Origin of the sequence: Arthrobacter sp. CAN_A6 (assembly GCF_015751715.1) — a bacterium.
Lineage (GTDB): Bacteria > Actinomycetota > Actinomycetes > Actinomycetales > Micrococcaceae > Arthrobacter_D.
This window is the reverse complement of record NZ_JADOUV010000004.1, coordinates 197,608-223,242: the sequence shown is the minus strand read 5'-3', so window position 1 is coordinate 223,242 and position 25,635 is coordinate 197,608. Positions and strand designations below refer to the sequence as shown.

General features: G+C 67.2%; 23 protein-coding genes. 6 read left to right on the top strand and 17 right to left on the bottom strand.

The features are described 5' to 3' along the window. Positions 1 to 39: 39 nt before the first annotated feature. Together IWX75_RS09365 and IWX75_RS09360 are read right to left on the bottom strand one after the other, a co-directional pair. Entirely contained in the window at positions 40 to 1,329 is a 1,290-nt protein-coding gene (locus tag IWX75_RS09365; protein ID WP_196821985.1) for a molybdopterin molybdotransferase MoeA, read from the bottom strand. A gap of 65 nt (positions 1,330 to 1,394) precedes the next feature. Beyond that, the gene (locus IWX75_RS09360; RefSeq protein ID WP_196821984.1) at positions 1,395 to 3,011 is read right to left on the bottom strand and encodes a molybdopterin-dependent oxidoreductase; all 1,617 of its coding nucleotides are present in this window, start codon (positions 3,009 to 3,011) and stop codon (positions 1,395 to 1,397) included. Between the two features lie 218 nt (positions 3,012 to 3,229). On the opposite strand from IWX75_RS09360, the gene moaA reads away from it, so the two are divergent. Then, positions 3,230 to 4,300: a GTP 3',8-cyclase MoaA gene (gene moaA, locus IWX75_RS09355; RefSeq protein WP_196821983.1), complete on the top strand. Its 1,071-nt coding sequence runs from the start codon at positions 3,230 to 3,232 to the stop codon at positions 4,298 to 4,300. Continuing rightward, positions 4,301 to 4,552, top strand: coding sequence for a MoaD/ThiS family protein (locus IWX75_RS09350; protein WP_196821982.1), 252 nt, complete (start codon positions 4,301 to 4,303; stop codon positions 4,550 to 4,552). A 107-nt stretch (positions 4,553 to 4,659) separates the two neighbouring features. On the opposite strand, the gene IWX75_RS09345 is transcribed toward IWX75_RS09350, so the two are convergent. From IWX75_RS09345 to truB, 8 genes are all read right to left on the bottom strand, one after another. After that, entirely contained in the window at positions 4,660 to 6,018 is a 1,359-nt protein-coding gene (locus tag IWX75_RS09345) for a M16 family metallopeptidase (RefSeq protein WP_196822054.1), read from the bottom strand. A 120-nt stretch (positions 6,019 to 6,138) separates the two neighbouring features. Next, the gene (locus IWX75_RS09340) at positions 6,139 to 8,397 is read right to left on the bottom strand and encodes a polyribonucleotide nucleotidyltransferase (protein WP_196821981.1); all 2,259 of its coding nucleotides are present in this window, start codon (positions 8,395 to 8,397) and stop codon (positions 6,139 to 6,141) included. 270 nt (positions 8,398 to 8,667) lie between these two features. Further along, positions 8,668 to 8,937, bottom strand: a complete 270-nt coding sequence (gene rpsO, locus IWX75_RS09335) for a 30S ribosomal protein S15 (RefSeq protein ID WP_196821980.1) — start codon at positions 8,935 to 8,937, stop codon at positions 8,668 to 8,670. 94 nt (positions 8,938 to 9,031) lie between these two features. Next, positions 9,032 to 10,027 carry a bifunctional riboflavin kinase/FAD synthetase gene (locus IWX75_RS09330; RefSeq protein WP_196821979.1) on the bottom strand — a complete coding sequence of 332 codons (996 nt, stop codon included), beginning with the start codon at positions 10,025 to 10,027 and terminating at the stop codon, positions 9,032 to 9,034. A 213-nt stretch (positions 10,028 to 10,240) separates the two neighbouring features. Next, positions 10,241 to 10,876, bottom strand: coding sequence for a DUF4345 domain-containing protein (locus tag IWX75_RS09325; protein WP_196821978.1), 636 nt, complete (start codon positions 10,874 to 10,876; stop codon positions 10,241 to 10,243). A 34-nt stretch (positions 10,877 to 10,910) separates the two neighbouring features. Beyond that, the gene (locus IWX75_RS09320; protein ID WP_196821977.1) at positions 10,911 to 11,354 is read right to left on the bottom strand and encodes a hypothetical protein; all 444 of its coding nucleotides are present in this window, start codon (positions 11,352 to 11,354) and stop codon (positions 10,911 to 10,913) included. Further along, positions 11,351 to 11,719 carry a hypothetical protein gene (locus IWX75_RS09315; RefSeq protein ID WP_196821976.1) on the bottom strand — a complete coding sequence of 123 codons (369 nt, stop codon included), beginning with the start codon at positions 11,717 to 11,719 and terminating at the stop codon, positions 11,351 to 11,353. The genes IWX75_RS09320 and IWX75_RS09315 overlap by 4 nt, the downstream gene beginning before the upstream one ends. Before the next feature lie 2 nt (positions 11,720 to 11,721). Beyond that, a complete protein-coding gene (truB, locus tag IWX75_RS09310) occupies positions 11,722 to 12,621 on the bottom strand; it encodes a tRNA pseudouridine(55) synthase TruB (RefSeq protein WP_196821975.1) in 900 nt (299 codons plus the stop codon). A gap of 119 nt (positions 12,622 to 12,740) precedes the next feature. Between truB and IWX75_RS09305 the strand changes: the two genes are divergently transcribed. After that, on the top strand, positions 12,741 to 13,919 hold the full coding sequence (locus IWX75_RS09305; RefSeq protein WP_196821974.1) for a pyridoxal phosphate-dependent aminotransferase: 1,179 nt from the start codon (positions 12,741 to 12,743) through the stop codon (positions 13,917 to 13,919). Between the two features lie 88 nt (positions 13,920 to 14,007). Here IWX75_RS09305 and rbfA read toward each other — a convergent pair whose 3' ends face one another. From rbfA to rimP, 5 genes are all read right to left on the bottom strand, one after another. Next, positions 14,008 to 14,448 carry a 30S ribosome-binding factor RbfA gene (gene rbfA, locus IWX75_RS09300; protein ID WP_196821973.1) on the bottom strand — a complete coding sequence of 147 codons (441 nt, stop codon included), beginning with the start codon at positions 14,446 to 14,448 and terminating at the stop codon, positions 14,008 to 14,010. Positions 14,449 to 14,558: 110 nt separating this feature from the next. Continuing rightward, positions 14,559 to 17,606 (bottom strand): translation initiation factor IF-2, encoded by a 3,048-nt coding sequence (gene infB / locus IWX75_RS09295; protein WP_196821972.1) that lies wholly within the window; start codon positions 17,604 to 17,606, stop codon positions 14,559 to 14,561. A 152-nt stretch (positions 17,607 to 17,758) separates the two neighbouring features. Continuing rightward, on the bottom strand, positions 17,759 to 18,133 hold the full coding sequence (locus tag IWX75_RS09290) for a YlxR family protein (protein WP_196821971.1): 375 nt from the start codon (positions 18,131 to 18,133) through the stop codon (positions 17,759 to 17,761). Between the two features lie 49 nt (positions 18,134 to 18,182). After that, positions 18,183 to 19,163 carry a transcription termination factor NusA gene (gene nusA, locus IWX75_RS09285; RefSeq protein ID WP_196821970.1) on the bottom strand — a complete coding sequence of 327 codons (981 nt, stop codon included), beginning with the start codon at positions 19,161 to 19,163 and terminating at the stop codon, positions 18,183 to 18,185. Between the two features lie 10 nt (positions 19,164 to 19,173). Continuing rightward, positions 19,174 to 19,836, bottom strand: coding sequence for a ribosome maturation factor RimP (gene rimP, locus IWX75_RS09280; RefSeq protein ID WP_334684224.1), 663 nt, complete (start codon positions 19,834 to 19,836; stop codon positions 19,174 to 19,176). Between the two features lie 54 nt (positions 19,837 to 19,890). On the opposite strand from rimP, the gene IWX75_RS09275 reads away from it, so the two are divergent. From IWX75_RS09275 to IWX75_RS09265, 3 genes are read left to right on the top strand one after another with little or no spacing between them, the layout of a single operon-like run. After that, on the top strand, positions 19,891 to 21,246 hold the full coding sequence (locus IWX75_RS09275; protein ID WP_196821969.1) for a DUF4439 domain-containing protein: 1,356 nt from the start codon (positions 19,891 to 19,893) through the stop codon (positions 21,244 to 21,246). Further along, positions 21,243 to 21,965, top strand: coding sequence for a VIT1/CCC1 transporter family protein (locus tag IWX75_RS09270; protein ID WP_196821968.1), 723 nt, complete (start codon positions 21,243 to 21,245; stop codon positions 21,963 to 21,965). The genes IWX75_RS09275 and IWX75_RS09270 overlap by 4 nt, the downstream gene beginning before the upstream one ends. Positions 21,966 to 21,967: 2 nt before the next feature. After that, complete coding sequence (locus tag IWX75_RS09265; protein WP_196822052.1) at positions 21,968 to 22,978, top strand: aminoglycoside phosphotransferase family protein; 1,011 nt, start codon at positions 21,968 to 21,970, stop codon at positions 22,976 to 22,978. Between the two features lie 18 nt (positions 22,979 to 22,996). On the opposite strand, the gene IWX75_RS09260 is transcribed toward IWX75_RS09265, so the two are convergent. Beyond that, the gene (locus IWX75_RS09260) at positions 22,997 to 23,803 is read right to left on the bottom strand and encodes a sulfite exporter TauE/SafE family protein (RefSeq protein WP_196821967.1); all 807 of its coding nucleotides are present in this window, start codon (positions 23,801 to 23,803) and stop codon (positions 22,997 to 22,999) included. 5 nt (positions 23,804 to 23,808) lie between these two features. Further along, positions 23,809 to 25,608: a proline--tRNA ligase gene (locus IWX75_RS09255; protein WP_196821966.1), complete on the bottom strand. Its 1,800-nt coding sequence runs from the start codon at positions 25,606 to 25,608 to the stop codon at positions 23,809 to 23,811. Positions 25,609 to 25,635 lie beyond the last annotated feature (27 nt).

Sequence of the window (25,635 nt, the reverse complement as noted above, 5' to 3'; positions counted from 1 at the left end):
TCCCGCTCAGCGGGCTTTCGTTCGGCGGAATGTCAGCCGTCACTGCTTCTCCTTCGGGCGTGGTGTGGACGATGCAATCGGAATGCCTGTTCCTGCTGCCGGATCGATGAGCCAGACGGTGACGGTATCCCCTGCAGCTGCGCTCGCCTGCCCGGCCGGCACATGGACGAGGGCATTGGACCCGGCCAGGGCATGCAGTAGATGTGATGCGGGTCCTCCCACCAGCGACACCGTGCCGTCGGAATAGGATCCGCGGCGCACCTGGTGTTTCGCTTCGGGCGATTCCAGAGGGGAGGTCAGGCGCGCCTGCAGTGCAACGCGGGGAGCCGGTGCGCCGGTGAGCCTGGTCAGTGCCGGACGCAGGAACATCTCGAAGGAGATGAGCGCGCTCACCGGATTTCCGGGGAAGCCCAGGAAGGGGACACCACCGATGCTCCCGATGGCCTGCGGTCCGCCCGGCTGCATCGCGACGGAGTGGAACTCGACGCTGCTGTCCACGAGCGCCTGCTTCACCACCTCGTACGCTCCCTGGCTGATTCCGCCCGTGCTGAGGATGAGGTTGATGCCCTCGCCCTCCAGTCCCTCCAGCGCTTCCCGCAGCAGGCGCGCATCATCGCCCATCACGCGGTGGCGGACGACGGCGGCTCCGGCCTCCTGCAGAGCCGCCTCGAGGAGCGTGGTATTGGCGTCGTAGATCCGGCCCGGCCCCAGTACGGTTCCGGGTTCGGCCACCTCGTCGCCGGTGGACAGGAGCAGGACAGTGAAGCGCTGCCGGACCGGGACGGACCCGACGCCGCAGGCGGCGAGCAGGCCGAGTTGCGGGGCGGAGAGCAGGGTTCCTGCGGGGAGTGCGAGGCTGCCTTCGGCGATGTCGCTCCCGCGTGCCCGGATATAGCTGCCGGGCGCGGTGCCCGCGGGAAGCTCGACCAGGAGGTCCCGGCCGGCTGCGTGCTCAGCGGCTGTATGAAATCGGGCAGGGACGGCCCTTTCGATCGGGACCACCGTGCCCGTGCCCTGGGGAATCATGGCTCCGGTCATGATGGGTGCCGCTGTTCCGGGTTCGAGTGCCGGCGGCTCGATGCCGGCGGGAACCGGTGCTGCGACGCGCAGTCGGAGCGGGGCGCCGCCGAGATCCGCCGTGTGAACCGCGTAGCCATCCATCTGGGAGTTGTCGAAGGGCGGAAGGCTGACAGGAGCGGAGACGTCCGCGGCGAGGACCCGAAGCCGCGCATCGGCCAGAGCGAGGTCCTCGGAAGCTGCGGCGTAGCTGCTGCTCTCCCGCAGCAGGGCTTCAACCGCCTGCTGGTGATCGGCGACGCTCCTGATCATCTCTGCCTTTCACGGGGAAGGTGTGGGGTGGGAACCAAGCTGCCGGCAGGACCGCCCCGATGATGCTACCCGGCTTCCGTCACCTGAAACGTTACCGTGGAAAGGCCCTCCGAGCCGTTCGGGGCCGGGGCGAGGACGCTTTCGGACTGGACCTCACCGGTGTTGTCCGTCGCTCGGCACTGCACGGTGTGGGACCCTGCCGCCAACTCGAGCTGCATCGAGTACTGGCACCAGGTGTCGACCGAGATGGGAGTTCCGAGTTCGGCCCGCTGCCAAGGGCCCCCGTCCACGCGCACGTCGACGCCTTCGATCCCCCGGTGCTGCGCCCACGCGGAGCCGCCCACCGTCACGGGCCCCGCCGGGACACTGGCGCCGGAGCGCGGAACGTCCACCCGCGACGACGTCTTGACGGGTCCGCGCTCCGACCACCCGCGCGTGGACCAGTAGGCAGCGTCATCGGCGAAGCGCGTGACCTTGAGCTCGGTGACCCATTTCGTGGCCGACACGAAGCCGAACAGGCCCGGCACCACGAGGCGGACGGGAAAACCGTGTTCCAGGGGAAGTGCCTCGCCGTTCATGCCGACCACGAGCAGGGCGTCCCGGTCGTCGGTGAGGGCCTCGAGCGGCGTTCCAGCAGTGAACCCGTCGACACTGCGGGAGAGGACCATGTCCGCCCCCGGCTGCACGCCCGCGCGGGCCAGGAGGTTTCGAATGGGCCAGCCGAGCCACAGCGCATTGCCGATCAGGTCTCCCCCGACGGGGTTGGAGACGCAGGCAAGGGTGACATAGCGCTCGATCAACGGCTGTGCGAGAAGTTCATCGAAGGACATCTCGACCTCGCGGTCCACGAGCCCGGTGACCCGGAGGGACCAGGTGGACGGATCCACCACGGGCACCACGAGAGCGGTGTCGATGCGGTAGAAATCCTGCACCGGAGTGACCAGTGGTTCTATTCCTGCCACCCCGAGGTCGGCTCCGGCGGGAATCACCGATCCGGCCGGCCGAGGTACGGACGCTGTTGTCCCGGGCAGCCGGATTGCGGCCCGCTGCCCGGTCACGACCGCCTGGGTGGAGCGGACCTGGACGGCGGCGGCACCGGCTGCAACAGCGACGATCGCTCCTCCGCCGGCGCCCTGCAGGAACCGCCGTCGTGCGGCGGCGACGGTGACGGGCTGTTCCTCTCTCGCGGGTTCGATGGGAGGTTCGATGGGAGGTCCGATCGGAGGTCCGGCTGACGCTTCGGCATCGCCCCAGACCCGCAGCGCGGCCAGGAGTTTCGTGAGCAGGACAACGGCCAGGAAGAGCGCGAGGACGGGTGCGGTGTACGAGACCAGTGTGGATTGCGATCGCGACGCCACGGCCGCGATGCCCAGCAATCCGAAGACTGCGACGATGGAGCTCCCCGCGAGCCTGCGGGTGGACCCGAGGGCCCCGGCACCCGCAGCCGCCAACGCGATGATCGACGCCATGGCGATCAGCAGGACCACCTTGTCCGCTGTGCCGAACTGCGCGATAGCCCAGTCCTTCACGCCGGGCGGAACGACGTCGATCACCACCGACCCCACCGCGCTCACGGGCGTCACTGAGGGGCTCAGCGCGGCAGCGATGAGCTCTCCGGAGATGACACCGATACCGACGGCCAGCACTCCGGCCACCGCACCCCACGCCTGGTGCCGCCTCATCGAGAACCTTTCGAATTCCGGGGTGCTCCATGAGCTCCGCGATGTCTGCTGCTGATGTCTCCTGAGTACACGATCGCCCAACTCCCGAGGTTCCGTACCGCACGGCCGGGAGGAGCGCCAGAGCAATCGCCGTAGGCGGTGCATGGTGTGCGGGAACCCGGGATGGACGATGATCGTGGAATAGGGCAAGCACAACCGGAAGGCGTAACCTCATCAGTATGGGAATCCAACTCGGCATGCCTGCGCGTCTGCCTGCTTCGGCTGGAACCGGCCTGATGGACACCCACGGCCGGCAAGCAACCGACATGCGCCTCTCCCTCACGGACAAGTGCAATTTGCGGTGCACCTACTGCATGCCTGCGGAAGGGCTCAACTGGCTGCAGAAGGACCAGGTGCTGTCGCGTACCGAGATCGTCCGGCTGGTCCGGATCGGCGTCGACCTGCTCGGCATCCGGGAACTCCGCCTCACCGGCGGAGAACCCCTCGTTCGCGCGGACCTCCTCGACATCATCCGCGACATCCGCGCCAACCATGCCGACCTGCCCATCTCGATGACGACGAACGCGCTGGGACTCGACCGCAGGGCGGCGGCGCTCAAGGAGGCCGGCCTGACGCGCATCAACGTGTCGATGGATTCACTGCACCCTGACACGTTCGCCCAGCTGACGCGCAGGCCCTTCCTGGACCGGGTCCTGAAGGGCATCGAGGCCGCCGCGGAAGCGGGTCTGGGGCTCGTCAAGATCAACGCCGTCCTGATGCGCGGCATCAATGACCACGAGGCACCCGATCTCGTGGAGTGGGCCGTGTCACGCGGCTTCGAACTTCGCTTCATCGAGCAGATGCCCCTGGACGCGGATCACGGCTGGACGCGGGACGGCATGATCACCGCCGCGGAGATGCGGACGCTCGTCGAGACACAGTTCGTGCTGACCCCGGACCCGCGTAACCGGGACGGCGCACCCGCCGAGCGGTGGGAGGTCCGCAGGCGGTCGGCCCCCGATGTTGTCGTCGGCACCGTGGGGATCATCGCCTCGGTGACCGAACCGTTCTGCGCGGACTGCCGGCGGACGCGGGTAACCGCTGAGGGGAAGATCATGAGCTGCCTGTTCTCCCGCGAGGAAACCGATCTCAGGGACCTGCTTCGCACAGACGCCGACGACGCCGCCGTGGCGCGCCGCTGGCAGGAGGCCATGTGGGCCAAGCCCAAGGCCCATGGAATGGACCATACCGGGCTGGGTGCTGCGGACTTCGTACAGCCCGACCGCTCCATGAGCGCGATCGGCGGCTGAATGCTGGTTCGGTATTTCGGCGCGGCGCAGGCCGCCGCCGGCACAGCTGAGGAGCAGCTCGATTGTGACGGGGCCACCCTCGACGACGTCGTTGCCGTGCTTCAGCAGAAATATGGCGCCGCTCCGGCCGCCATGGGAAAAGTTCTCGCGCGCAGCAGTTTCCTCCTCAACGAGGTGGCACTTCGCGACCGGAAGCGCACCCTCGCGTCCTCCGATGTGCTGGACATCCTGCCGCCCTTCGCCGGCGGCTGACACCGGCGGCCCGCGGGGAGGCGTCTCTGACGCATAGCAGGGAGCCGGCGGGACGTCGGCGCCCCGCCGCGTTGCACCTGTCCGCTCGACCGGGAGGCGCACCACCGCTATGCGGCGAAGTCGGCTTCCCGATCGAACGGCCCGACCACCACGGTGGTCCGCGGCGCCGCAGCGAGTTCGGCCGCGAGATCCTTGACCTCCCGGGCCGTGACGGCCCGGATACGTGCCAGCGACTCGTCGACGTCGAAGAACTCGCCTGAGACCAGTTCTGATCTCCCCAGGCGGGACATCCTCGAGCTGCTGTCCTCAAGGGCCATGACCAGGCCACCGGACAGCTGCCCCACGGCCTTCCGCAGTTCCTCGTCCGTGATTCCCCCGGACGCCAACCGGTCCAGCTCGGCACCCAGGAGTTCGATCACCTGGCCCGTTTTCGCGGGCGAGCACCCCGCGTACATCGCGAAGTACCCCGCGTCGGCGTAGGACGCCGAGAAGGAATAGGTGGAGTAGACGAGTCCCCGCTTCTCGCGGACCTCCTGGAAGAGCCGCGACGACATCCCGCCGCCCAGGACCGCGTTCAGCACGCTCATCACGAAGCGCCGCTCGTCGGTGGCCACCAGCGAAGGACACCCGATAAGGATGTTCGCCTGCTCGACCGCCCGGCGGATCACATGCACTCCGGCCTTGCCTTCGACCGGGACCGGTTCGGCGGACCGACGCGGTACCGGAAGCGCTCCCTCGACCAGATCCCAGCCCGCACCTTCGAGTGCTTCCTGCACGAGGGTGCAGACGACGTCGTGATCGAGACCGCCCGCTGCCGTCACCACGAGCTCACCCGGCTGGTAATAGCGCCGATAGTGCGCCAGCACCGATTCCCTCGGCACATCCCGAATGGCTTGCGGTGTCCCGCCGATCGGGCGTCCGAGCGGATGGTTCCCGAGGACGGCCTCCACGAACTGCTCGTGGGCAACATCCGCGGGATCGTCGCTGTCCATCGCGATCTCCTCGAGGATGACATCGCGCTCCTGTTCGAGCTCCTCGGGGTCGAGGACGGCGGAGGTCACCATGTCGGCGATGACGTCGATGGCCATGGGGAGGTCGGAGTCGAGGACCCTGGCGTAGTAGCAGGTGTTCTCCTTCGCCGTCGCCGCATTCGATTCGCCGCCCACCTCGTCGAAGGCCGAAGCGATCTCCATGGCTGTTCGCTTCGTGGTGCCCTTGAACAGGAGATGCTCGAGGAAGTGGGTGGAACCGTGTTCACCATCGGCCTCGTCCCGCGAGCCCACACCCACCCAGAAGCCGATGGTCGCCGAGCGCTGGCCGGGCATTGCTTCGGTGAGCACGCGAACTCCGCCCGGCAGCACCGACCTGCGGACGACCGCGCCTCCGGGCTCGCCGGAGATGAAGGTGGGGTCGGCGCCGCCATCGAGGCGGGATGTGGGTATAAGCGGGAGTGGAACGACAGACAGGGTCATCCGGGTCCTTCGGTTCAGTGGGGAGTGGCTGAGGCTGGTACGGCAAAGCCCAACGGCTCCGCAGGGAACTCGGAAGTTCCCGGCGAAGCCGTTGGGACAGGAATGCTGGTGGAGCTAGCTGACGGCGTCCTCGACGGCGACCTCCGGCAGTTCGATGCCGGCGTCCTCTGTTGGCTCGTCAGCGACGACCGGGGAGAGGGAAAGCTTTCCGCGGTCGTCGATCTTGGTGATTTCGACCTGGACTTTCTGGCCGACGGACACCACCTCGTCGACGTTGTCGACCCGCTTGCCTCCGGACAGCTTCCGCAGCTCCGAGATGTGCAGCAGGCCGTCCTTGCCCGGCGTCAGTGACACGAACGCACCGAAGGTGGTCGTCTTGACGACGGTGCCGAGGTAGCGCTCGCCGATCTCGGGAACCTGGGGGTTCGCGATGGCGTTGACCGCAGCGCGAGCGGCCTCGGCCGACTCGCCGTTGGTCGCGCCGATCAGCACAGTGCCGTCATCCTCGATCGAGATGTCCGCGCCCGTGTCTTCCTGGATCTGGTTGATCATCTTGCCCTTGGGGCCGATCACCTCGCCGATCTTGTCAACGGGGATCTTGACCGAGATGATCCGCGGAGCGAACTCGGACAGCTCGTCCGGGGTGTCGATCGCGGCTTCGAGGACACCCAGGATGTGCAGGCGCGCTTCGCGGGCCTGCTTGAGGGCGGCTGCGAGCACTGAGGCGGGAATGCCGTCGAGCTTGGTGTCGAGCTGGATCGCCGTCACGAATTCCGATGTGCCGGCCACCTTGAAGTCCATGTCACCGAAAGCGTCTTCGGCACCGAGGATGTCGGTCAGTGCCGCGTAGCGGGTCTGACCGTCGACCTCGTCGGACACGAGGCCCATCGCGATACCCGCGACAAGCGCCCTCAGGGGCACGCCGGCGTTGAGGAGCGACAGCGTGGAGGCACAGACCGAACCCATCGACGTCGAACCGTTGGAGCTCAGCGCCTCGGAGACCTGGCGGATCGCGTAGGGGAACTCCTCGCGGCTCGGAAGTACCGGCATCAGTGCGCGCTCCGCGAGGGCACCGTGGCCGATTTCGCGGCGCTTGGGTGAGCCCACGCGGCCGGTCTCGCCGGTGGAGTACGGCGGGAAGTTGTAGTTGTGCATGTACCGCTTGCGCGTGACGGGCGACAGCGAGTCGATCTGCTGTTCCATCTTCAGCATGTTCAGCGTGGTGACGCCCAGGATCTGCGTCTCGCCGCGCTCGAAGATCGCTGAACCGTGAACGCGGGGCAGCACCTCGACCTCGGCGGTGAGCTTGCGGATGTCGGAGAGCCCACGGCCGTCGATCCGAACCTGGTCCTTGAGGATGCGCTGGCGCACCACTGCCTTCGTCAGCGATCGGAACGCTGCCGAAATTTCCTTCTCGCGGCCTTCGAACTGTCCGGAGAGTGAGCCTGTCACCTCGTCCTTGAGTGCGTCCGACGCGTCGTTGCGCTCCTGCTTGTCGGCGATCTGGAAAACCTGCGCGAGCTTGTCCGAACCGGCGGCTTCGACAGCCGCGTAGACGTCGTCCTGGTAGTCGAGGAAGACGGGGAACTCGACGGTGGGCTTCGCGGCCCGTCCCGCGAGGTCGGCCTGCGCATCGCACAGTGCCCGGATGTAGGGCTTGGCGGCTTCGAGGCCGTCGGCGACGATCTCCTCGGTGGGAGCCGTGGCGCCGTTTTCCTTGATGAGGTTCCACGAGTTGTCGGTGGCCTCGGCTTCGACCATCATGATCGCGACGTCATCGCCGGCCACACGGCCGGCAACCACCATGTCGAACACGGAGTTCTCGAGCTCGGAGTGCTTCGGGAAGGCGATCCACTGGTCGTTGCCGCTGCCGTCGGATACGAGGGCAACGCGGACGCCGCCGATCGGACCGGAGAACGGCAGGCCGGACAGCTGGGTTGACATCGAGGCGGCGTTGATCGCGACGACGTCGTACCGCACGTCGGGGTTGATCGCGAGTACCGTGACGACGATCTGCACCTCGTTGCGCAGGCCCTTGACGAAGGCCGGGCGCAGCGGGCGGTCCATCAGGCGGCAGGCCAGGATGGCCTCCGTCGACGGGCGGCCTTCACGGCGGAAGAACGAACCCGGGATGCGGCCCGCAGCATACATGCGCTCTTCGACGTCGACGGTCAGGGGGAAGAAGTCGAAGCCCTCGCGGGGGTGCTTGCCTGCCGTGGTGGCGGACAGCAGTGCCGTGTCCTCGTCGATGTAGACCATGGCGGCGCCGGCTGCCTGCTGGGCGAGACGGCCTGTTTCGAAGCGGACTGTGCGTGTGCCGAACCGGCCGTTGTCGATAACGGCCTCAGCAAATTGAATTTCGGGACCCTCCATAGAAGAGTCACCTCCGTTTCCTGTTGTGGGATGCAAACGGCACCGATGGCAGGTCCCTCGTGGACCTGTTCAGCACCCGGTCTTCGATCGAGATCCACGGGGCGGGCCTACTGCTGTTCCCTGCCCGGGAATCACTACCGAGGACCGCGAATGCGAAATGCCGGTTGCCTCTGGTATTTACTTGTTTTCTTGTTCCGACGGCCTACCGGCCGGGGGAAATGGAAAGGCGGCTCCCTCTCCTCTCGAAGAAGGTGCCGCCGTCCAATTCAGCTAGCGACGCAGGCCGAGGCGCTCGAGGAGCGTACGGTAGCGGCTGATGTCGGTGTCCCGCAGGTAGTCCAGCAGGCGACGGCGACGTCCCACGAGAAGCAGCAGGCCACGACGTGTGTGGTGGTCATGCTTGTGCACCTTCAGGTGTTCGGTCAGGTCGAGAATGCGGCGGGAAAGCATCGCGATCTGCACCTCGGGGGAACCGGTGTCCCCTTCGGAGGTTGCATACTGCTGGATGATTTCCTGCTTGATAGCGGCGTCAAGGGCCACGAATAACTCCTAGAGTTGTACCGTGATCAGATGAGTGTCTTTCGACACGGAAAAATCCAGCCACCACGGACTGCAGCCGGATCCTGTCCCAACTTTACCTGCTGGCCGGTTGATCTGTCGAAAGCAGGTCTCGCGCGCGCGCGACGTCGAGCTTCATCTGCTCGATCAGCGCCTCCGCGCCGGTGTACGTCACCTGGCCGCGGAGCCGCTCGACGAACTCGACGATGACCCGCTGGCCGTACAGGTCGAAGTCCTGGACCTGCTCGGGAGGGCGGTTGATGACGTGCGCCTCGACCTGACGAGTGATGCCGTCGAAGGTGGGATTCGAGCCGACCGAAATGGCGGCGGGCCATCTGGTCCGGGAGGCATCGGTCAGCCAGCCGGCGTAGATGCCGTCGGCCGGAATGTAGCCCTGGGCATCGGGCTCGAGGTTGGCGGTGGGATACCCGAGGTCCCTCCCCCGGGCTGCTCCATGCACCACTTCACCGCGCATCCGGTGGCGTCGCCCGAGAATGCGTGCCGCCGTCGCGACGTCGCCGTTCTCCAGGGCCTCCCGGACCCAGGTGGAGGAGCAGCGGCGGTCGCCGTCGTCGTCGGTGGCGTCCGCGGGGAAGCTGGCGCCGAAATCGTCGATCGCCAAGACCTCGAACCCCAGCTTCTCCCCCAGTCCGCGCATGGTGTCGAGGTCGCCGCTGTTCCCGCGGCCGAACCGGACGTCGTGGCCCACGACCACTGCCTTGGCGCCGAGGGTGCGAACGAAGACTTCTCCGACGAATTGCTCCGGGGTGTTCGCGGCGAGGTCGAGGGTGTAGTGCATCATCAGGACGCCGTCGATCCCGGCCTCGGCCAGCGTTTCCACGCGGTCCTCGAGACCCATGATGAGTTCGGGCGCCGTCTCGGGTCGATGGACCTGGGCGGGGTGCGGATCGAACGAGACGACGACGGCGGCGGCGTTCCGCTCCCGGGCTGCTTCAACGAGCTGCTGGAGGACCCGCTGATGGCCGCGGTGGACGCCGTCGAAGTTGCCGAGGGTGAGCACTGACGGACCGAATCCCTCCGGCACGCTTGCCAGGTCTCTCCAATAGAACACGCATCTCCTTCAAAGCTGTGGACTGTGCTTGCTGCCGGTTCGGCGGGCACGAAAATTCATCATGCGCGGCGCCCTGTCCATTATGGCCGACTGCGGACGGGGCGGAGGCATCCGCGGGCGGCGGCGGCGCGGGCGGCGGCGGCATGCCGTCCGGTGCAACAGCCCGCTCGCCGATCGGAGGAGGACGCCGTCGTGCGGGCTGCGGCGGGCGGGTCAGCTGCGGGCGTCGTAGTCCTTGCGCATCTGGGTGGTCTTGGCGATGTACTTGTGCCACACCAGCAGCGCGGCCGGGAAGGCGAGCTCGATGACCATCAGGATGATCATCAGGTAGTGCGGGGTGCCGGAGAACGCCCAGGACAACACCCGACCGATCCCCCCGGCGAAGACCATGAGGCACACGAGCCACAGCATGTTGGCCCATTCGAACTTGATCGCAATGGTCACGAAGGCCGCTCCGACGCCCACCATCATGGCGGAGAAGAACCGGAACTGGTTCTCCAGGGTGGGATTGACGGGTTGCCCCTCGGTGTCCGGCAGTCCGGCAGTTCCCAGGATGAGGTAGTACGCCCCGAAACCGGCGAGGACGAGGCCGACCAGGACCACGACGGTCCGGAAGACGTTCCAGTCGTTGTCGCCCGTCCCCTTCTTCGACGCCTTTTTGGCAGCCTTCTTGCCGACGTCCGGCTGTGAACTCGGCTTCCTGCCCGGGTCGCTGCCGGAGATGTTGCCGGGGGTGCCTGCCTGGCTGGTCTGCTGCTGTGGCTGCTTGGGTGAGTTGGTGGGATCAGGGCTGACGGCCGACATGGTGATTCTCCAGGGTTCGGTGCGGGGAGTTGCTTCTTTCGTCATACTCTCACGCGCCACACCGGGCTCAAAGCAGAAACTAGCCGTTGCCGGGCCGGTTCCGGTACAGCCAGCCGAGCCCGAGGAGCGGCAGGATGAGCGGGATGTAGGCGTAGCCACTGCCGAAGCCGGACCACATGGTCTCATTGGGGAACGCCGCATCGTCGAGGACGCCGACGAAACCGACGCCGAGGACGCCCACGAGCTCCACACTCACCGCCGCGACCGACACCCGGTACCACTTTCGGCCCGCCCGTGCGAGTGAGACGGTGGCCAGCAGGTAGACCGCCGCAGCGAACGCCGTCAGCGAATAGGCAAGTGGGGCTTCATCGAATTTGGTCAGGATCTGGAAGGCCGCGCGGGCCGTGGCGGACAACGCGAACACCCCGTAAACGGCTATCAGCAGGCGGCCCGGACCTGACGACCGGCGGTCCTTCGACGGGCCTGCTGCCGTGTGCGAGGACTCCTGGGTCTTCCGTCTCATAATCCGGCCACTCCGTCCCAGATCTGCTCCATCCGGTAGAGCATGACGAAGATGGTCGGCCCCACCGCCCCGAGGACGAGGTTGCTCCACCGGCTGCGCTCGAGGATGGCCCACCAGAACGCGCCCACGGGCACGACCAGGGCGGTCAGCAGGTACCCCCAGAACTCCCAGGCCTCCCCCACCACCGGCTCCCCGCTGAGCTGTCGGACTGCCGCGCTCCCCCCATAGGCCACCAGCAGAAGTTCCACCGCGGCGACCGAGAGGATGGTGATGTCGTTGGGGGGTTGTCGAAGGACGGCGGCGCCGACGCACAGCACGGCGGACAGCAGGCACACGACTGCCCCGGCAAGAAGGAACGGGTCCACCCCTAGTTCCCCCCGCCGGGCGCGAACACCAGGAGCGCACGGGAGTCACCGGGCCGGTTCTCAAGGAGGGCAACCAATGTCCCATCAGGCGCGAACGCAGCCACCGGCTCCGTCTCCGGGCCGGGCTCGATCCTCCGGCCATGGGAGATAGCGGTGGCCTCGTCCGGCGAAAGCTCCCGGGCCGGGAAGAGGGCGCGTGCGGCATCGTCGAGCTTCAGGAGCCGCAGGTCCTGCGCCAGCTCTTCGAGGGTGGCCGCCTGGTCCAGCTGGTAGGGCCCCACCCGGGTGCGTCGGAGGGCAGTCAGATGCCCACCCACTCCGAGATCGGCACCGAGGTCGCGCGCAAGGGCCCTGATATAGGTGCCCGAACTGCACTCGACCGTCACATCGACGTCCTGGTGCTTTCCGGAGTTGACCCGGCGGATGTCGTGGACGTCGAACCGGGAAATGGTTACCGGGCGGGCTGCCAGCTGGACGTCCTCACCCGAACGCACCCGGGTGTAGGCGCGCTGGCCTTTGACCTTGATCGCGCTGACGCTGCTCGGCACCTGCTCGATGTCCCCGGTCAGGGCAGCGACCCCGGCACGGATGTCCGCCGGTTCCACCGCCGCCGCGATACTGCCTCCGATCACTTCACCCTCGGCGTCGTCAGTCAGCGTCGACTGGCCGAGCCGGATCGTGGCGTCGTAGGTCTTGGACGTACCGACGATGTAGGTGAGGAGCCGGGTCGCCCGGTTGATGCCGATCACCAGGACGCCGGTGGCCATCGGGTCAAGGGTGCCGGCATGGCCCACCTTGCGGGTACCGGCAAGGCGTCGCATGCGCCCGACGACGTCATGGCTCGTCCAGCCCTGAGGCTTGTCCACAATTATCAGCCCGGAGTGGACCTGCCCATCAGTCACGCTCCCCAGTATATAAGCCGCACCGCGGCGAGCCGCACCGGAGCGGACGGCGGCCGACGGGCCCGCGACCGGGATAGCAGCCGGGCAGGGTCAGCTCCGCGGACGCTATTATTCGGCATATGATTCCCGCAGCGCGCCACGTCCTCAGCGTGCCCATCAACCAGATCCGTGAGATCACGCAGTCCGCCTGGTCCCGCCCCGACTCGATCGTGCTGAGCATCGGAGAGCCGGGTTCTCCCGTGGCACGCCACATCCTCGAGGCCTCCATGGCCGCCCTGGACCGGGACGACACGAACTACACGCCCAATGCGGGCCTTGCTCCGCTCCGGAGCGCTTTCGCCGTCCGTTTCCGCGACTCCAACGGAGTGGACGTGGATCCTTCCCGGGCCTATGTGACCGCCGGGGCACAGCAGGGCCTGCACCTTGCCCTGAGTACCCTTCTGGATCCCGGCGACGAGGTCCTCGTCCCCAATCCCGGGTATCCGACGTATCCCATGACGGTTGCCCTGCTGCACGCCGTTCCTGTGCCGTATCCGCTCCGCCCCGAGCACGGCTTCCAGCCACGGATCGAGGACCTTGAGGCATTGATCACCGATCGCACGAAGGTGCTCATCCTCAACTCACCGTCGAACCCCCTCGGCGCAGTGTTCAGCCACGAACTCACGCGGGAACTCGTACGGCTGGCACACCGCAGGAACCTCTGGGTGGTTTCCGACGAATGCTACGAGGCCTTCACCTACGATGTGCCCCACGTCAGCCCGGCACGCTTCGACGCCGGAGGGCCCGAAGCGCTTCCGGAAGCGACGCAGCACCGGGTCTTCACGTCGCTGACCCTTTCGAAGACCTACGGGCTGACCGGCCTTCGCGTCGGCGCCCTGGTGACCCCGCCGGACCTGGAGGTCCTGCTGAACAACGTCATGGAGGCGAGCGTCTCGTGCGTTTCGGGACCCTCGCAGTACGCGGCCCTGGCGGCCCTGACGGGTCCGCAGGACTATATCGCGGCGAGCCTCGACCACTACCGGACCAACCGCGACGCCGCAACGCAGGTCCTGCGAAAGCTGAACATTCCCTTCCTCGACGCTGAGGGGGCGTTCTACCTGTGGGCCGATGTGTCCCACGCAGCGCACGGTGATGTCCGGCGGTGGGTGGGTGCGTTTCTCGAGGAACAGGGGGTGGCGCTCGCTCCAGGAACGGCGTTCGGGTCGATCGGCGAGGACTGGGTCCGGATCGCGCTGTGCGGGGAGACCGACGCGCTCACCACAGGCCTCTCGCGGCTTCCCGTGAGGGACGGCGACTGAGGCGACGCCTGCCCCTGCGGGCAGGTCCCACCCACGGAAAAGGCAGCCGACGGATCGGCTGCCTTCCCGTCAACTCCCGCAGCGTACGCTAGCGGGCGTCGTCGTCGCTTTCCTCCGAGGTGCGGTAGGGATCAGCGTCCCCCGCGAAGTCGGCACCCTGCGCGATCGCTGCCACTTCGGCGTCGCGTTCGCGGGCCTTCTGCAGCAGCTCCTCGAGGTGGCTCGCGTTCACCGGCACCTCGTCGGGCACGAACTCGAGCGTGGGGGTCAGGCGGGCGGTGATGTTCCTGCCCACCTCGGCCCGCAGCACTCCCCGCGCCGATTCAAGGGCCATCCGGGTGGCCTGCTGCTCTTCCGGATCACCCAGCACCGTGTAGTACAGCGTTGCGTGCTGGAGGTCGTTGGTGACCCGGGAGTCGGTGATGGTCACTGCCTCGAGCCGGGGGTCCTTGACCCTCCGGCGAAGGGCTTCGGCAACTATGACCTTGATGCGTTGCGCCAGGCGTGCGGCGCGGGCCGGATCTGCCATAACTGTTCTCTCCTACTGGGACTGGAATGAATGAGACCTGCACGAAGGGTGCAGGGCAGGAGACGAGGCGGGCGCCCCGGGAATCCGGGGCGCCCGCCTGCACTTCCCTGCTAGACGCGGGGCTTCTCCCGCATCTCGAAGGTTTCGATGAAGTCGCCTTCCTTGACGTCGTTGAACGAGCCGAGACCGATACCACACTCGAAGTCCGTACGGACCTCGGTGGCGTCGTCCTTGAACCGCTTCAGCGAGTCGACGGTCAGGCCCTCGCCGATCACCTTGCCGCCACGTGTGACACGTGCCTTCGTGTTGCGGCGGATGATGCCCGAGCGCACGATCGACCCGGCGATGTTTCCGAACTTCGAGGATCGGAACACTTCGCGGACCTCTGCCGTGCCGAGCTGGATTTCCTCGTACTCCGGCTTGAGCATGCCCTTGAGGGCGAGCTCGATGTCATCGATGGCTCCATAGATGACCGAGTAGAAGCGCATGTCCACGCCTTCACGCTCGGCGAGGTCGGCCACACGTTCAGCCGGCTTGACGTTGAACCCGATGATGATCGCGTTGTCGACCGTCGCCAGGTTGACGTCGTTCTGCGTGATGGCACCGACACCGCGGTGGATCACGCGGAGCTGGACGCCCTCGCCCACATCGATCTTGAGCAGCGAGTCCTCGAGTGCCTCGACGGCACCGGACACGTCACCCTTGAGGATGAGGTTGAGGGTATCGACCTTGCCCTCGGCCACTGCCTGGTCGAAGTCCTCGAGGCTGATGCGCTTGCGGCGCTTCGCCAGGGCCGCGTTGCGGTCGGCCGCTTCACGCTTTCCAGCGATCTGGCGTCCGGTGCGCTCGTCGTCGGTGACGAAGAACGTGTCACCGGCGCGGGGAACGTTCGACAGACCCAGCACCTGCACCGGACGCGATGGCCCGGCCTCGGTGATGATGTCGCCGTTCTCGTCGAACATGGCGCGAACGCGGCCGTGTGCCGTACCGGCCACGATCGTGTCGCCGACCTTCAGCGTTCCCGACTGGACCAGGACTGTCGCAACCGCGCCGCGGCCCTTGTCGAGGTTCGCCTCGATGGCGATACCGCGTGCGTCCTTGTTCGGGTTGGCACGCATGTCGAGGGCTGCATCAGCGGTCAGCAGGACGGCTTCGAGAAGCTCGTCGATGCCTTCGCCCTTCAGGGCCGAGACGTGGACGAACATGGTGTCGCCACCGTATTCCTCGGGGACCAGACCGTACTCGGTGAGCTGGCCCTTGACCTTGTCGGGGTTGGCGCCTTCCTTGTCGATCTTGTTGACGGCAACCACGATCGGGACATTCGCCGCCTGCGCGTGGTTCAGTGCCTCAACGGTCTGCGGCATGACGCCGTCGTCCGCTGCGACAACCAGTACCGCGATATCGGTGACCTTCGCACCACGGGCTCGCATGGCGGTGAACGCCTCGTGACCGGGGGTGTCGATGAAGGTGATGGCGCGCTCGGCATCCTCATGCTGGTGCTGGATCTGGTACGCACCGATGTGCTGAGTGATGCCGCCGTGCTCGCCCTCCACGACCTTGGTGTTACGGACGGCGTCGAGCAGTCGCGTCTTACCGTGGTCGACGTGGCCCATGACGGTCACTACCGGAGGACGTGCCTCCAGCTGCTCGTCACCTTCTGCCTCGAGCTCGGCATCGAAGTCGATGTCGAAGCTGCTGAGCAGTTCGCGCTCTTCGTCCTCGGGGGAGACGACCTGGATCTTGTAGCCCAGTTCCGTTCCGAGGACGTCGAAGGTGTCCTCGTCGAGGGACTGCGTGGCGGTCGCCATCTCGCCGAGGTGGAAGAGCACCGTGACCAGTGCTGCCGGGTTCGCCTCGATCTTGTCGGCGAAGTCGGTGATCGACGAGCCGCGCCTCAGGCGGACAATGGCATTGCCGTCGCCGCGGGGTACGCTGACGCCGCCCAGCGACGGAGCTGACATCTGCTCGAGTTCCTGGCGCTTCGCGCGCTTCGACTTCCGCTGCTTGCCGCGCCCTGCTCCGCCCTTGCCGAACGCTCCGGCAGTGCCGCCGCGTCCGCGGCCGCCCTTGCCGAAGCCGCCGCCGGCTGGAGCCCCGCTGGGGCTTGCCGGGGCGCCACCCGGGCCGCGCCGTGGTCCGGCGCCTGCTCCGGGTGCACCGCGGCCGGGGGCTGCGGGGCGCTCGGTGCGGTTGGGCATCATGCCCGGCGTCGGACGTGACCCGCCGGGACCGGCCGGGCGAGGCGCGCCTGGACGGGGACCGCCGGCACCAGCTGCGGGACGGGGACCGCCGGCACCAGCTGCGGGACGGGGACCGCCGGCACCTGCCGCGGGACGGGGTCCGCCGGCACCAGCTGCGGGACGGGCTCCACGCTCGTCGTCACGGCGGCCCGGGCGGGGCATGCCCTGCGATGGAGCGAAGGGATTGTTCCCGGGACGGGGTCCGCCGGCACGGTCGTTCGACCGCTCGCCAGGACGGTCGGTGTCGCCGCGACGTGAACCCATACCCTGGGAGGGCGCAAAGGGATTGTTGCCCGGACGCGGAGCGCCACCGGGACGCGCACTGCCGGGGCGGGATGAAGCAGCCGGAGCTGCAGGAGGGGTGACCGGACGAGGCGCCGGGCGCGCTCCTGGCTTGATTGCCGCTGAACCGTCACCTGCAGGAGTTTCCGCAGGCACTGGATCCGACGACGCAGGACTGGAGAACGGAGTCTCCTGTCCGGCCGGCGCGGGAACGGCGCTCCGGGGCGCCGGAGCGGGTGCTTCGGCCTTCGATGCTTCGGCCTTCGGTGCGTCGGCCTTCGGTGCTTCAGCCTTCGGAGCCTCGGCAACCGATGGTGAAACCTGCTCGGGCCCCGTGGGTGCTGCCGCCTGGGAAGCTGGGGGTTTGGGCGCCGAGGGGGTTGCGGATGAAGGTGTTGATGCTGCGGGCGCCGGGGATGACGGTGTTGAAGGCGCCGTCGGTTCGGCAGGAGCCGCAGCGGCCGGCTTGGAAGCACCGGCGTTGGGGAAGGCGCCGCGAAGTTTCTTCACGACGGGTGCTTCGATTGTCGATGAGGCGGAACGGACGAATTCGCCCAGTTCCTGCAGTTTTGCCACTGCATCTTTCGAGGTAATGCCGAGCTCTTTGGCGAGCTCGTGTACGCGGACCTTGGCCACATTTCTCCTGTCTCGGTCCGCACCGAGCCAGGCACGAACCGTCTATTTCCTACTGCAGAACCGGACTGCCGGAGCAGCCGGGAAGTTGATTGCAGAACTCAACGAAAAAATCATCGTTGAGCACTCATCGCTGGGTACTCATCGGGTTTCCATCAGTTTTCTGACCCGCTTTCAGGGAAGGACGGTGTGTTGCTGAAGGCTCCATCGGAGGCTTCAGGATGTGCGTGGAACTGGGAGGCCAAAAACTTCGTCTCCACGGCGCCCCGGAAGGCGCGGTTGAACGCTTTCCTCTTGATTGCCGTTTCCATACACGCCGGATCAGGGTGCAGCCAAGCGCCCCGACCGGAAAGCCGGCGGTGTTCATCGATCACGACAGCAAGGTTGCCGTCGATTTCCTGGGCCACCACCCGCACCAGATGCGACTGGCCCGCTCGCTTCCGGCATCCGACACAGGTTCGAACAGGGCGGGAATCCGCCGTCGAACCTGTGGATCTGCCAGAGTGGGTCACCGACTCAGTCCTTACCATTCTACCGCTTCCACGCCGGTGGTGCTGACGAGGTGCCCCAAAGCCCGCTTCAGGCCTTCGCGGGCTGCGCGGCGTCGGACACGATATCGATGCGCCACCCCGTGAGCTTGGCCGCGAGACGGGCGTTCTGGCCCTCCTTGCCGATGGCCAGCGACAGCTGGTAATCGGGTACCACCACGCGTGCCGACCTCGTTGCCTCATCGGTGATGGAGACGGAATTCACGCGCGACGGCGAGAGCGAGCTGGCGATGAAGGTGGCGGCGTCGTCGCTGTAGTCGACGATGTCGATCTTCTCGTCATTCAGTTCGTTCATGACTGCGCGCACGCGTGAGCCCATTTCTCCGATGCAGGCACCCTTCGCATTGACGCCCGGCACGTTCGCCTTGACCGCGATCTTGGTGCGGTGGCCGGCTTCCCGGGCCATGGCCACGATCTCCACCGTCTTGTCGGCGATCTCGGGTACTTCGAGTTCGAAGAGTTTCCGGACGAGGCCCGGGTGGGAGCGGGAAAGGGTGATGGACGGTCCCTTCATCCCCCGGTGCACGTCGGTCACGAAGGCTCGCAGGCGGGAACCGTGAAGATACTTCTCCCCCGGCACCTGTTCGGAGGGCGGCAGTACAGCCTCCACCGATCCCAGATGGACCTGGATCATGTGCGGGTTGGTCCCCTGCTGGATCATTCCGGCGACCAGTTCGCCCTCCTTGCCGCGGAACTCGCCGAGGATGTTGTCATCCTCGGCGTCGCGCAGGCGCTGGAGGATGATCTGGCGCGCAGTGCTCGCGGCGATGCGTCCGAATCCGCCGGGGGTGTCGTCGAACTCACCTACGGCCTCGCCGTCATCGTCGACTTCGGTGGCCCAGATGGTGACGTGGCCGTTCTTGCGGTCCAGTTCGGCCCGCGCCGTGTCCTGCGCGCCGGGCGTGCGGTGGTAGGCCACGAGCAATGCCTGTTCGATCGTGGGGATCAAAAGGTCCAGCGGAATTTCGCGTTCCCGCTCCAGGAGCCTCAACGCACTCATATCAATGTCCATCTAGGGCTCCTTATGCCGGGTGCCGGGCGCCGGAGTTCTCCGGATCGCCCGCACCGTCTTCTGTCTGTTGTTCTTCGTCAGCATGCGCGAATTCGACCTGCACGGTCCCTTTGCGGATTCTGGAAAACTCGATTCCCGTGGGCTCGCCCTGCTTGGGCTTCATCCCCTTCTTGACGGGCAACTGCGGTACCAGCCGAATCCCGGTGGCGCTGACCTCCTGGAGCCGGCCAAGAACCTCGTCGCCCTGCACTGGCTTGACCAGGATCATGCGCCCCACATTGCGGCGCCAGTGACGCGGCTCGGTGAGGGGCCGGGAGACGCCCGGCGAGGAGATTTCGAGGCTGTACGGCCGTCCGTCGTCGTCAGGGTCGTTGTCCATCGCCTGGGACAGCTCAAGCGAGATGTCGGAGATGATGTCGAGCCCGACGTTTCCCTGGCGGTCCTCGGGGAGGTCCACGACGACGTGCACGGTGCGGTGGGCGCCGGCGATCTTGATATCGATCTCTTCAAGGTAGAGACCATGCTGCTCCACCAGGGGCTGGAGCCGCGTCCGGAGTCTTTGTGCCTCCGCCTGGAGTTCAGCGTCGAGCGCCGTCTTGCGGGGCGCCGCCCGATTTTCGTTGCCGGGCTGAACCGCCATGGCTGCCTCCCACTCGATGATGTTGTAGATCAAGAGTACCGACTTTCACCCCTCCCGGTTGTATTACCCGGGCAATCGGACCCGGTCGTGACATCATCGATTGTTGTGAAGACCAGCCAGCCACCGCACGGGCGCAGCTCTTTTCGCCGCGCCGGCTACCGGCTGGCAGAAGGGCTGGCTCTGGTGACGGTGTTCCTCCTGGTTGCAGGTCTTGGCCTGGGTGTCACTGCGGGTAAGGATCCGGTCGGAAAGGACTATACGGACACCGAACAGGCGCAGCTCGAGGCCGTTCGGCGGGCGTCGGCTCTTGCCGCTCAAGCTCGGGATCTTGCCGCCGTCGTGCCTGAAACGGTACTTTCGGCCCGAATCCTTCAGACGGCCGACATGCTGGAGCAGCAGGCCGGGGCGCTCGCCCTTCCTGCTCCGGCCGCCAGTGCGGCGGCTGCTACCAGCACCCCCGCCGACGGTACCGGCGACGGTAGTGCTGACAGCACGACCGACGGTACTGGCAGGATTCCAGCCGAGGGCGACGGCGACCCGGCCCGATCACGGACGCCGGATGCCACCGTCGGCGCTCTGGAACCGCCGTCCGTCGAGACCTTCACGGCTTCCCTCGCGAATTGCGCCCAGGCCGGGCTGCAGGACGCAGCACGGATGCAACCGGGACCTGCCCGTCTCCTTGCCACCGCCGCCGCCGGTCAGTGGCAGTACGCTGCGGAACTCTCCGCCAGGACGGGGGTGGCATCAGGCCTGCCGACCCTCGATCAACCGGCTGGAGCTGCGTGGCCGGCAGCCGATGCCGACCCACAGCGGGACGACTGTGCCAACGGCCGGCCCGACGACGCGGAGACCGCCGGTGCCGACGTCGACCCGGCCGAACCGGCCACCCCCGACACCACCGCCACTCCGGCCACTACCGCGACCAACTCACCTGCTACCTCTGCGACCCCGACAGTCGCCGCGACCACCCTGGTCTCCGCGGCCCTTCGCGCCGAGCTCGGCGCGGAATATGCCTACGAGGTGGCCGCTGCACGACTCCCCGACCCGGCTGTGGCGCTCCAGCTGTCGGGCCGGCACGCCGAGGCGGCCGCTTCCGCCGCGGTGCTCCTGGCACGACTGTGTGGGACAGTGCCTCCCGTTCCTGCCGCCTTCCACCTCGACCCCGTCCTGCTTGCCGACCCCGCCCGCGGAACGGCGGTCCTCGAGCAGGAACTGTCCGGGATGTACGGAGACCTGGTGGGCTTGAGCGGGGGCGTTACCCGTGCGTGGGCCATCGCCCAGCTCAACGCCGCGGTGCAGCGCAGCCACGCCGCGGACGGGCTGGCCGAAGCCTTCCCCGGGCTGACCATCGATCCCACTGCCGACGAAACGGCCCTTCCCCAGGACAGTTCGGCAGCCCTTCCCCGACACCAGCCGACCGCGTTGCCCGAGGACACCCCATGAGCTCCAGCGACACGTTCCACGCCGACGAACCCCATCGCGGCGACTTCGCCCAGCGGCTGAACTGGCTCCGCGCAGCCGTCCTCGGAGCCAATGACGGCATCGTGTCGGTTGCAGCCATCGTCGTGGGGGTGGCCGGGGTGACCACCCTGCAGGGTCCGATCCTCACGGCCGGCGTCGCCGCGCTGGTGGGCGGCGCAGTGTCGATGGCACTGGGTGAGTATGTGTCGGTCAGCAGCCAGAGCGACAGCCAGCGGGCACTGATCGAGAAGGAACGGCAGGAACTGCTGGATGAACCTGAGGAAGAACTGCAGGAGTTGGCAGGCCTGTACGAGGCGAAGGGCCTGAGCGCCGAGACGGCGATGACCGTGGCGGTTGAGCTCACCCGCAACGATGCCCTCGGCGCGCATCTCGACGCCGAACTGGGCATCACCGAGAACGACGTCGTCAGCCCGTGGCATGCCGCGTTCGCATCGGCCGCCGCTTTCACGGTCGGCGGCATCCTCCCGCTCCTTGCCATCCTGCTGCCCCCGCCCGGTGCGCGGGTGCCGGTCACGTTCGTCGCAGTTCTGCTCGCCCTCGCCGTCACCGGAAGCATGGGTGCCCGGGTCGGAGGAAGTCCGAAGCGCCGCGCTGCGGCGCGCGTCGTCGTCGGTGGGTTCGTTGCCCTCCTCGCCACCTTCCTCATCGGCAACCTCCTCGGCGCGACAGGCGTGGTGTAGCCATCGATTCCTCCCGCCTCGAACTCCCAGCCGCACTGATCCGCTCGGCGCTCAGGCTCCCCGGGGGACGGCAGTGGCTCGGGGACTGGAGTTCGATTCTCACCGAACACCTCACGCTGTGGGATCTCACCCTCGACCTCCCATCCGGCGGACAGCCCTGGGCCGGGCAGTGCGGCGTCGTCGTTCCGGTGCTGGAGCACTCAGGCGGCAAGGCCGTCCTGAAGATCACGCTGCCGCACGACGAGGCGTTGCCGGAGCCCGACGCACTCGAACTGTGGGAAGGGGAGGGTGCGGTGCGCCTGCTCCGGGCGGATCGCTCGGCCTACACGCTGCTGCTGGAGAGGCTTGATGGCAACACTTCCCTTGCCTCCCTGTCGCTGGACGAGACCGTGAGCGTATGGGGTGCGCTGGTGCGGCGCCTCGCCCTCGTTCCGGACGACCGGGCGTCCTGGGCGGCAGTGCCGCTGCTCGCAGCGGAAGCCGAGACCTGGACCGACACCCTGCCCGCAGACTGGGAAGGACTGGACCGACCCTTCCCGCGGTGGCTGCTGGAGCACGCCCTGATCACCTGTCAGCAGCGCGGCATCGTGGGTCGACGGGCCGAGGCCGACGTGCTGGTCCACACGGACCTGCACTACTTCAACATCCTCCGTTCGCATGCGGGGCCGGAGGCGTTCCAGGACGACGGCGCGTGGAAGGCGATCGATCCGAAACCCGTCCTCGGCGACGCCGAATACGCCGTGGCGCCGATGCTGTGGAACAGGATCGCCGAGCTGGATGCCGCGGACCCCACGGCCCAGCTGCGGCTCCGGTGCGCCGCCCTGGCCGACGCCGCGGGATTGGATCCGGAGCTCGCGCGCGACTGGAGCGTGGTCCGCGAGGTGCGTAATGCGCTGCACTACCTGGGAGAGGGCAACAAGGATCAGGCCGAACGATCCCTCTGGGTGGCAAGCTCCCTGCTGGCACGCACCCTTCCCGGCCTGCCACCCGCGGCTGAGCTGGCGGAATTCTGACGGGCTGTTCGGGAAGTGTCACTCATCGAGGGGACGGATGTTCTCGACCCAGACGTCGTAGCCGAGTTTGAGGATCAGCGCACCCACCACGCACAGGAACACGGTGCGGATGAAGCGACTTCCCTGGGAGATCGCCATGCGGGAACCGAGGTAGCCGCCTCCCATATTGGCCAGGCCCAGCACGAGTCCCAGCCCCCACAGGAGCGAGCCGGTGGGAAGGAAGAACATCAGCGCGCCGAAATTGGTGGCCATGTTCACGATCTTCGCCTTCGCGCTGGCCCCGAGGAAGCTGTAGCCGAGCATCGTCACCATCGCGATGATGAGGAAGGACCCGGTGCCCGGACCGATGAGGCCGTCATAGAAACCGATGACGATTCCGATGGCCCCGGCCGTGCCGTGGTGCCTGCGGCCGGTGTACTTCAACCGGGTCAGGGTTCCCACCGTCGGCCGGAGCGCCGTGAAGACCGCGACGACGATGAGCGCGACGACGATGATGGGCTTGAAGACCGACGACGGCAACGACGATGCGACGACCGCCCCGGCGAAGCTTCCTGCCAGCGCGATCAGCGCCATGGGAACGGCAGTCCGGAGGTCCGGATGCGCACGGCGATAGTAGGTGACCGCGCTGGTCGTGGTACCGAAGATCGACCCCATCTTGTTGGTCGCCAGGGCCTCCACCGGCGTGATGCCGGGTACCAGCAGCATGGCGGGCAACTGCAGCAGCCCGCCGCCGCCCACCACCGCGTCAACCCAGCCTGCCGCGAACCCTGCGACCACCACCAGGAGAATCGTGGCGAGCCGGATCTCCTCGAGGCCCGACACCACCGCCTTTAGCCCCGGACGAGAGCGCGGATGAACCCGGCAGCCTCTTCGACAGGGACGTTCTGCGCCACCCCGGTGCGGCGGTCCTTGACCTCGAGCACGCCTTCCGCCAGTCCCCGCCCGACGACGACTATCGTGGGAACGCCGATCAGCTCGGCGTCACCGAACTTGACGCCCGGTGAGACCTTCGGGCGGTCGTCGTACATCACGTCGAGTCCGGAACCCTCGAGTTGCCCGACCAGCGTCTCAGCCGCCTCGAACACCTCGGTCCCCTTGCCGGTGGCGATGAGGTGAACATCGGCAGGAGCGACATTGCGGGGCCAGACGATGCCCTTCTCGTCGCGGTTCGACTCGGCGAGGGCGGCGATGGCTCGGGTGACGCCCACGCCGTACGAACCCATGGTCACAGTGGCGAGCTTGCCGTTCCGGTCGAGCACCTTCAGTCCCAGCGCCTCCGCGTACTTGCGTCCCAGCTGGAAAATGTGACCCATCTCGATACCGCGTGCCGCGATGAGCGGTCCGGATCCGTCCGGTGCCTCGTCCCCCTCGCGCACCTCGACCGCTTCGATGACTCCGTCCCAGCCGAAATCACGGCCGGCAACCAGGCCGAAGACGTGCGCGCCGGCGATATTGGCGCCCGTGATCCAGCTGGTACCCGTCACCACGCGGGGATCCACGAGGTAGCGGATGCCGGTGGATCCGTCGGCGCCGAGTACCGGAGCCGTGAGCGAGATGCCGGGGCCGATGTAACCCTTGACCAGGCCGGGGTGCTTCCGGAGGTCGTCCTCATTGGCTGCCTCGACGGCGACCTCTCCTCCGACGTCGAGGTGTCCGGCGATGTTGGCCTCGATCCTCTTGAGGTCAACGGTGCGGTCCCCGGGCAGGCCGATCACCACGAGTTCGCGGCCACCCGTCGGCAGGACCGCGGCGAGCACCACGTTCTTCAGGGTGTCGGCCGCTGTCCACTGCCGGTCCTCGCGAGGAGCACCCGCATTGGCGCGCTCCACCAAAGTGTCGATCGTCGGCGTGTCCGGCGTGTCCCGAACCTCGGCGGCGGGCGCATCGGCGTAGTCGATCGCGGCCGGGACCACCGTGGTGACGGCCTCGACGTTCGCGGTGTAACCGCCCTCCGAGCGGACGAAGGTGTCCTCGCCGATCTCCGTGGGGTGGAGGAATTCCTCACTCTTGGAGCCGCCCATCGCGCCGGCCGTCGCGGCCACGGGAACGACGTCGAGGCCGAGGCGTTCGAAGATGCGCAGGTACGCCGAGCGGTGGAGCTGATAGCTGGTCTCGAGGCCGTCGTCGTCGATGTCGAAGGAATATGAGTCCTTCATGATGAACTCGCGTCCGCGCAGCAGGCCCGCGCGCGGACGCGCCTCGTCCCGGTACTTGTTCTGGATCTGGTACAGGCTCACGGGAAGGTCCTTGTACGAGTTGTACAGGTCCTTGACCAGGAGGGTGAACATTTCCTCGTGGGTCGGCGCGAGGAGGTAGTCGGCCCCCTTGCGGTCCTTGAGCCGAAAGATCCCGTCACCGTACTCGGTCCAGCGATTGGTGGCCTCGTAGGGTTCCTTGGGGAGCAGTGCCGGAAAGTGTACTTCCTGCGCGCCGATCGCTGCCATCTCCTCGCGGATGATCGCCTCGACCTTCGCGAGGACGCGGAGCCCCAGCGGGAGCCAGCTGTAGATCCCCGGCGCCGCCCGGCGGATGTAACCGGCGCGGACGAGGAGGCGGTGGCTTGCCACTTCCGCATCGGCGGGGTCTTCGCGCAGGGTGCGCAGGAACAGGGTGGAGAGTCGTAAGACCACGCAGGGCATCCGTTTCGTTCGAACCGT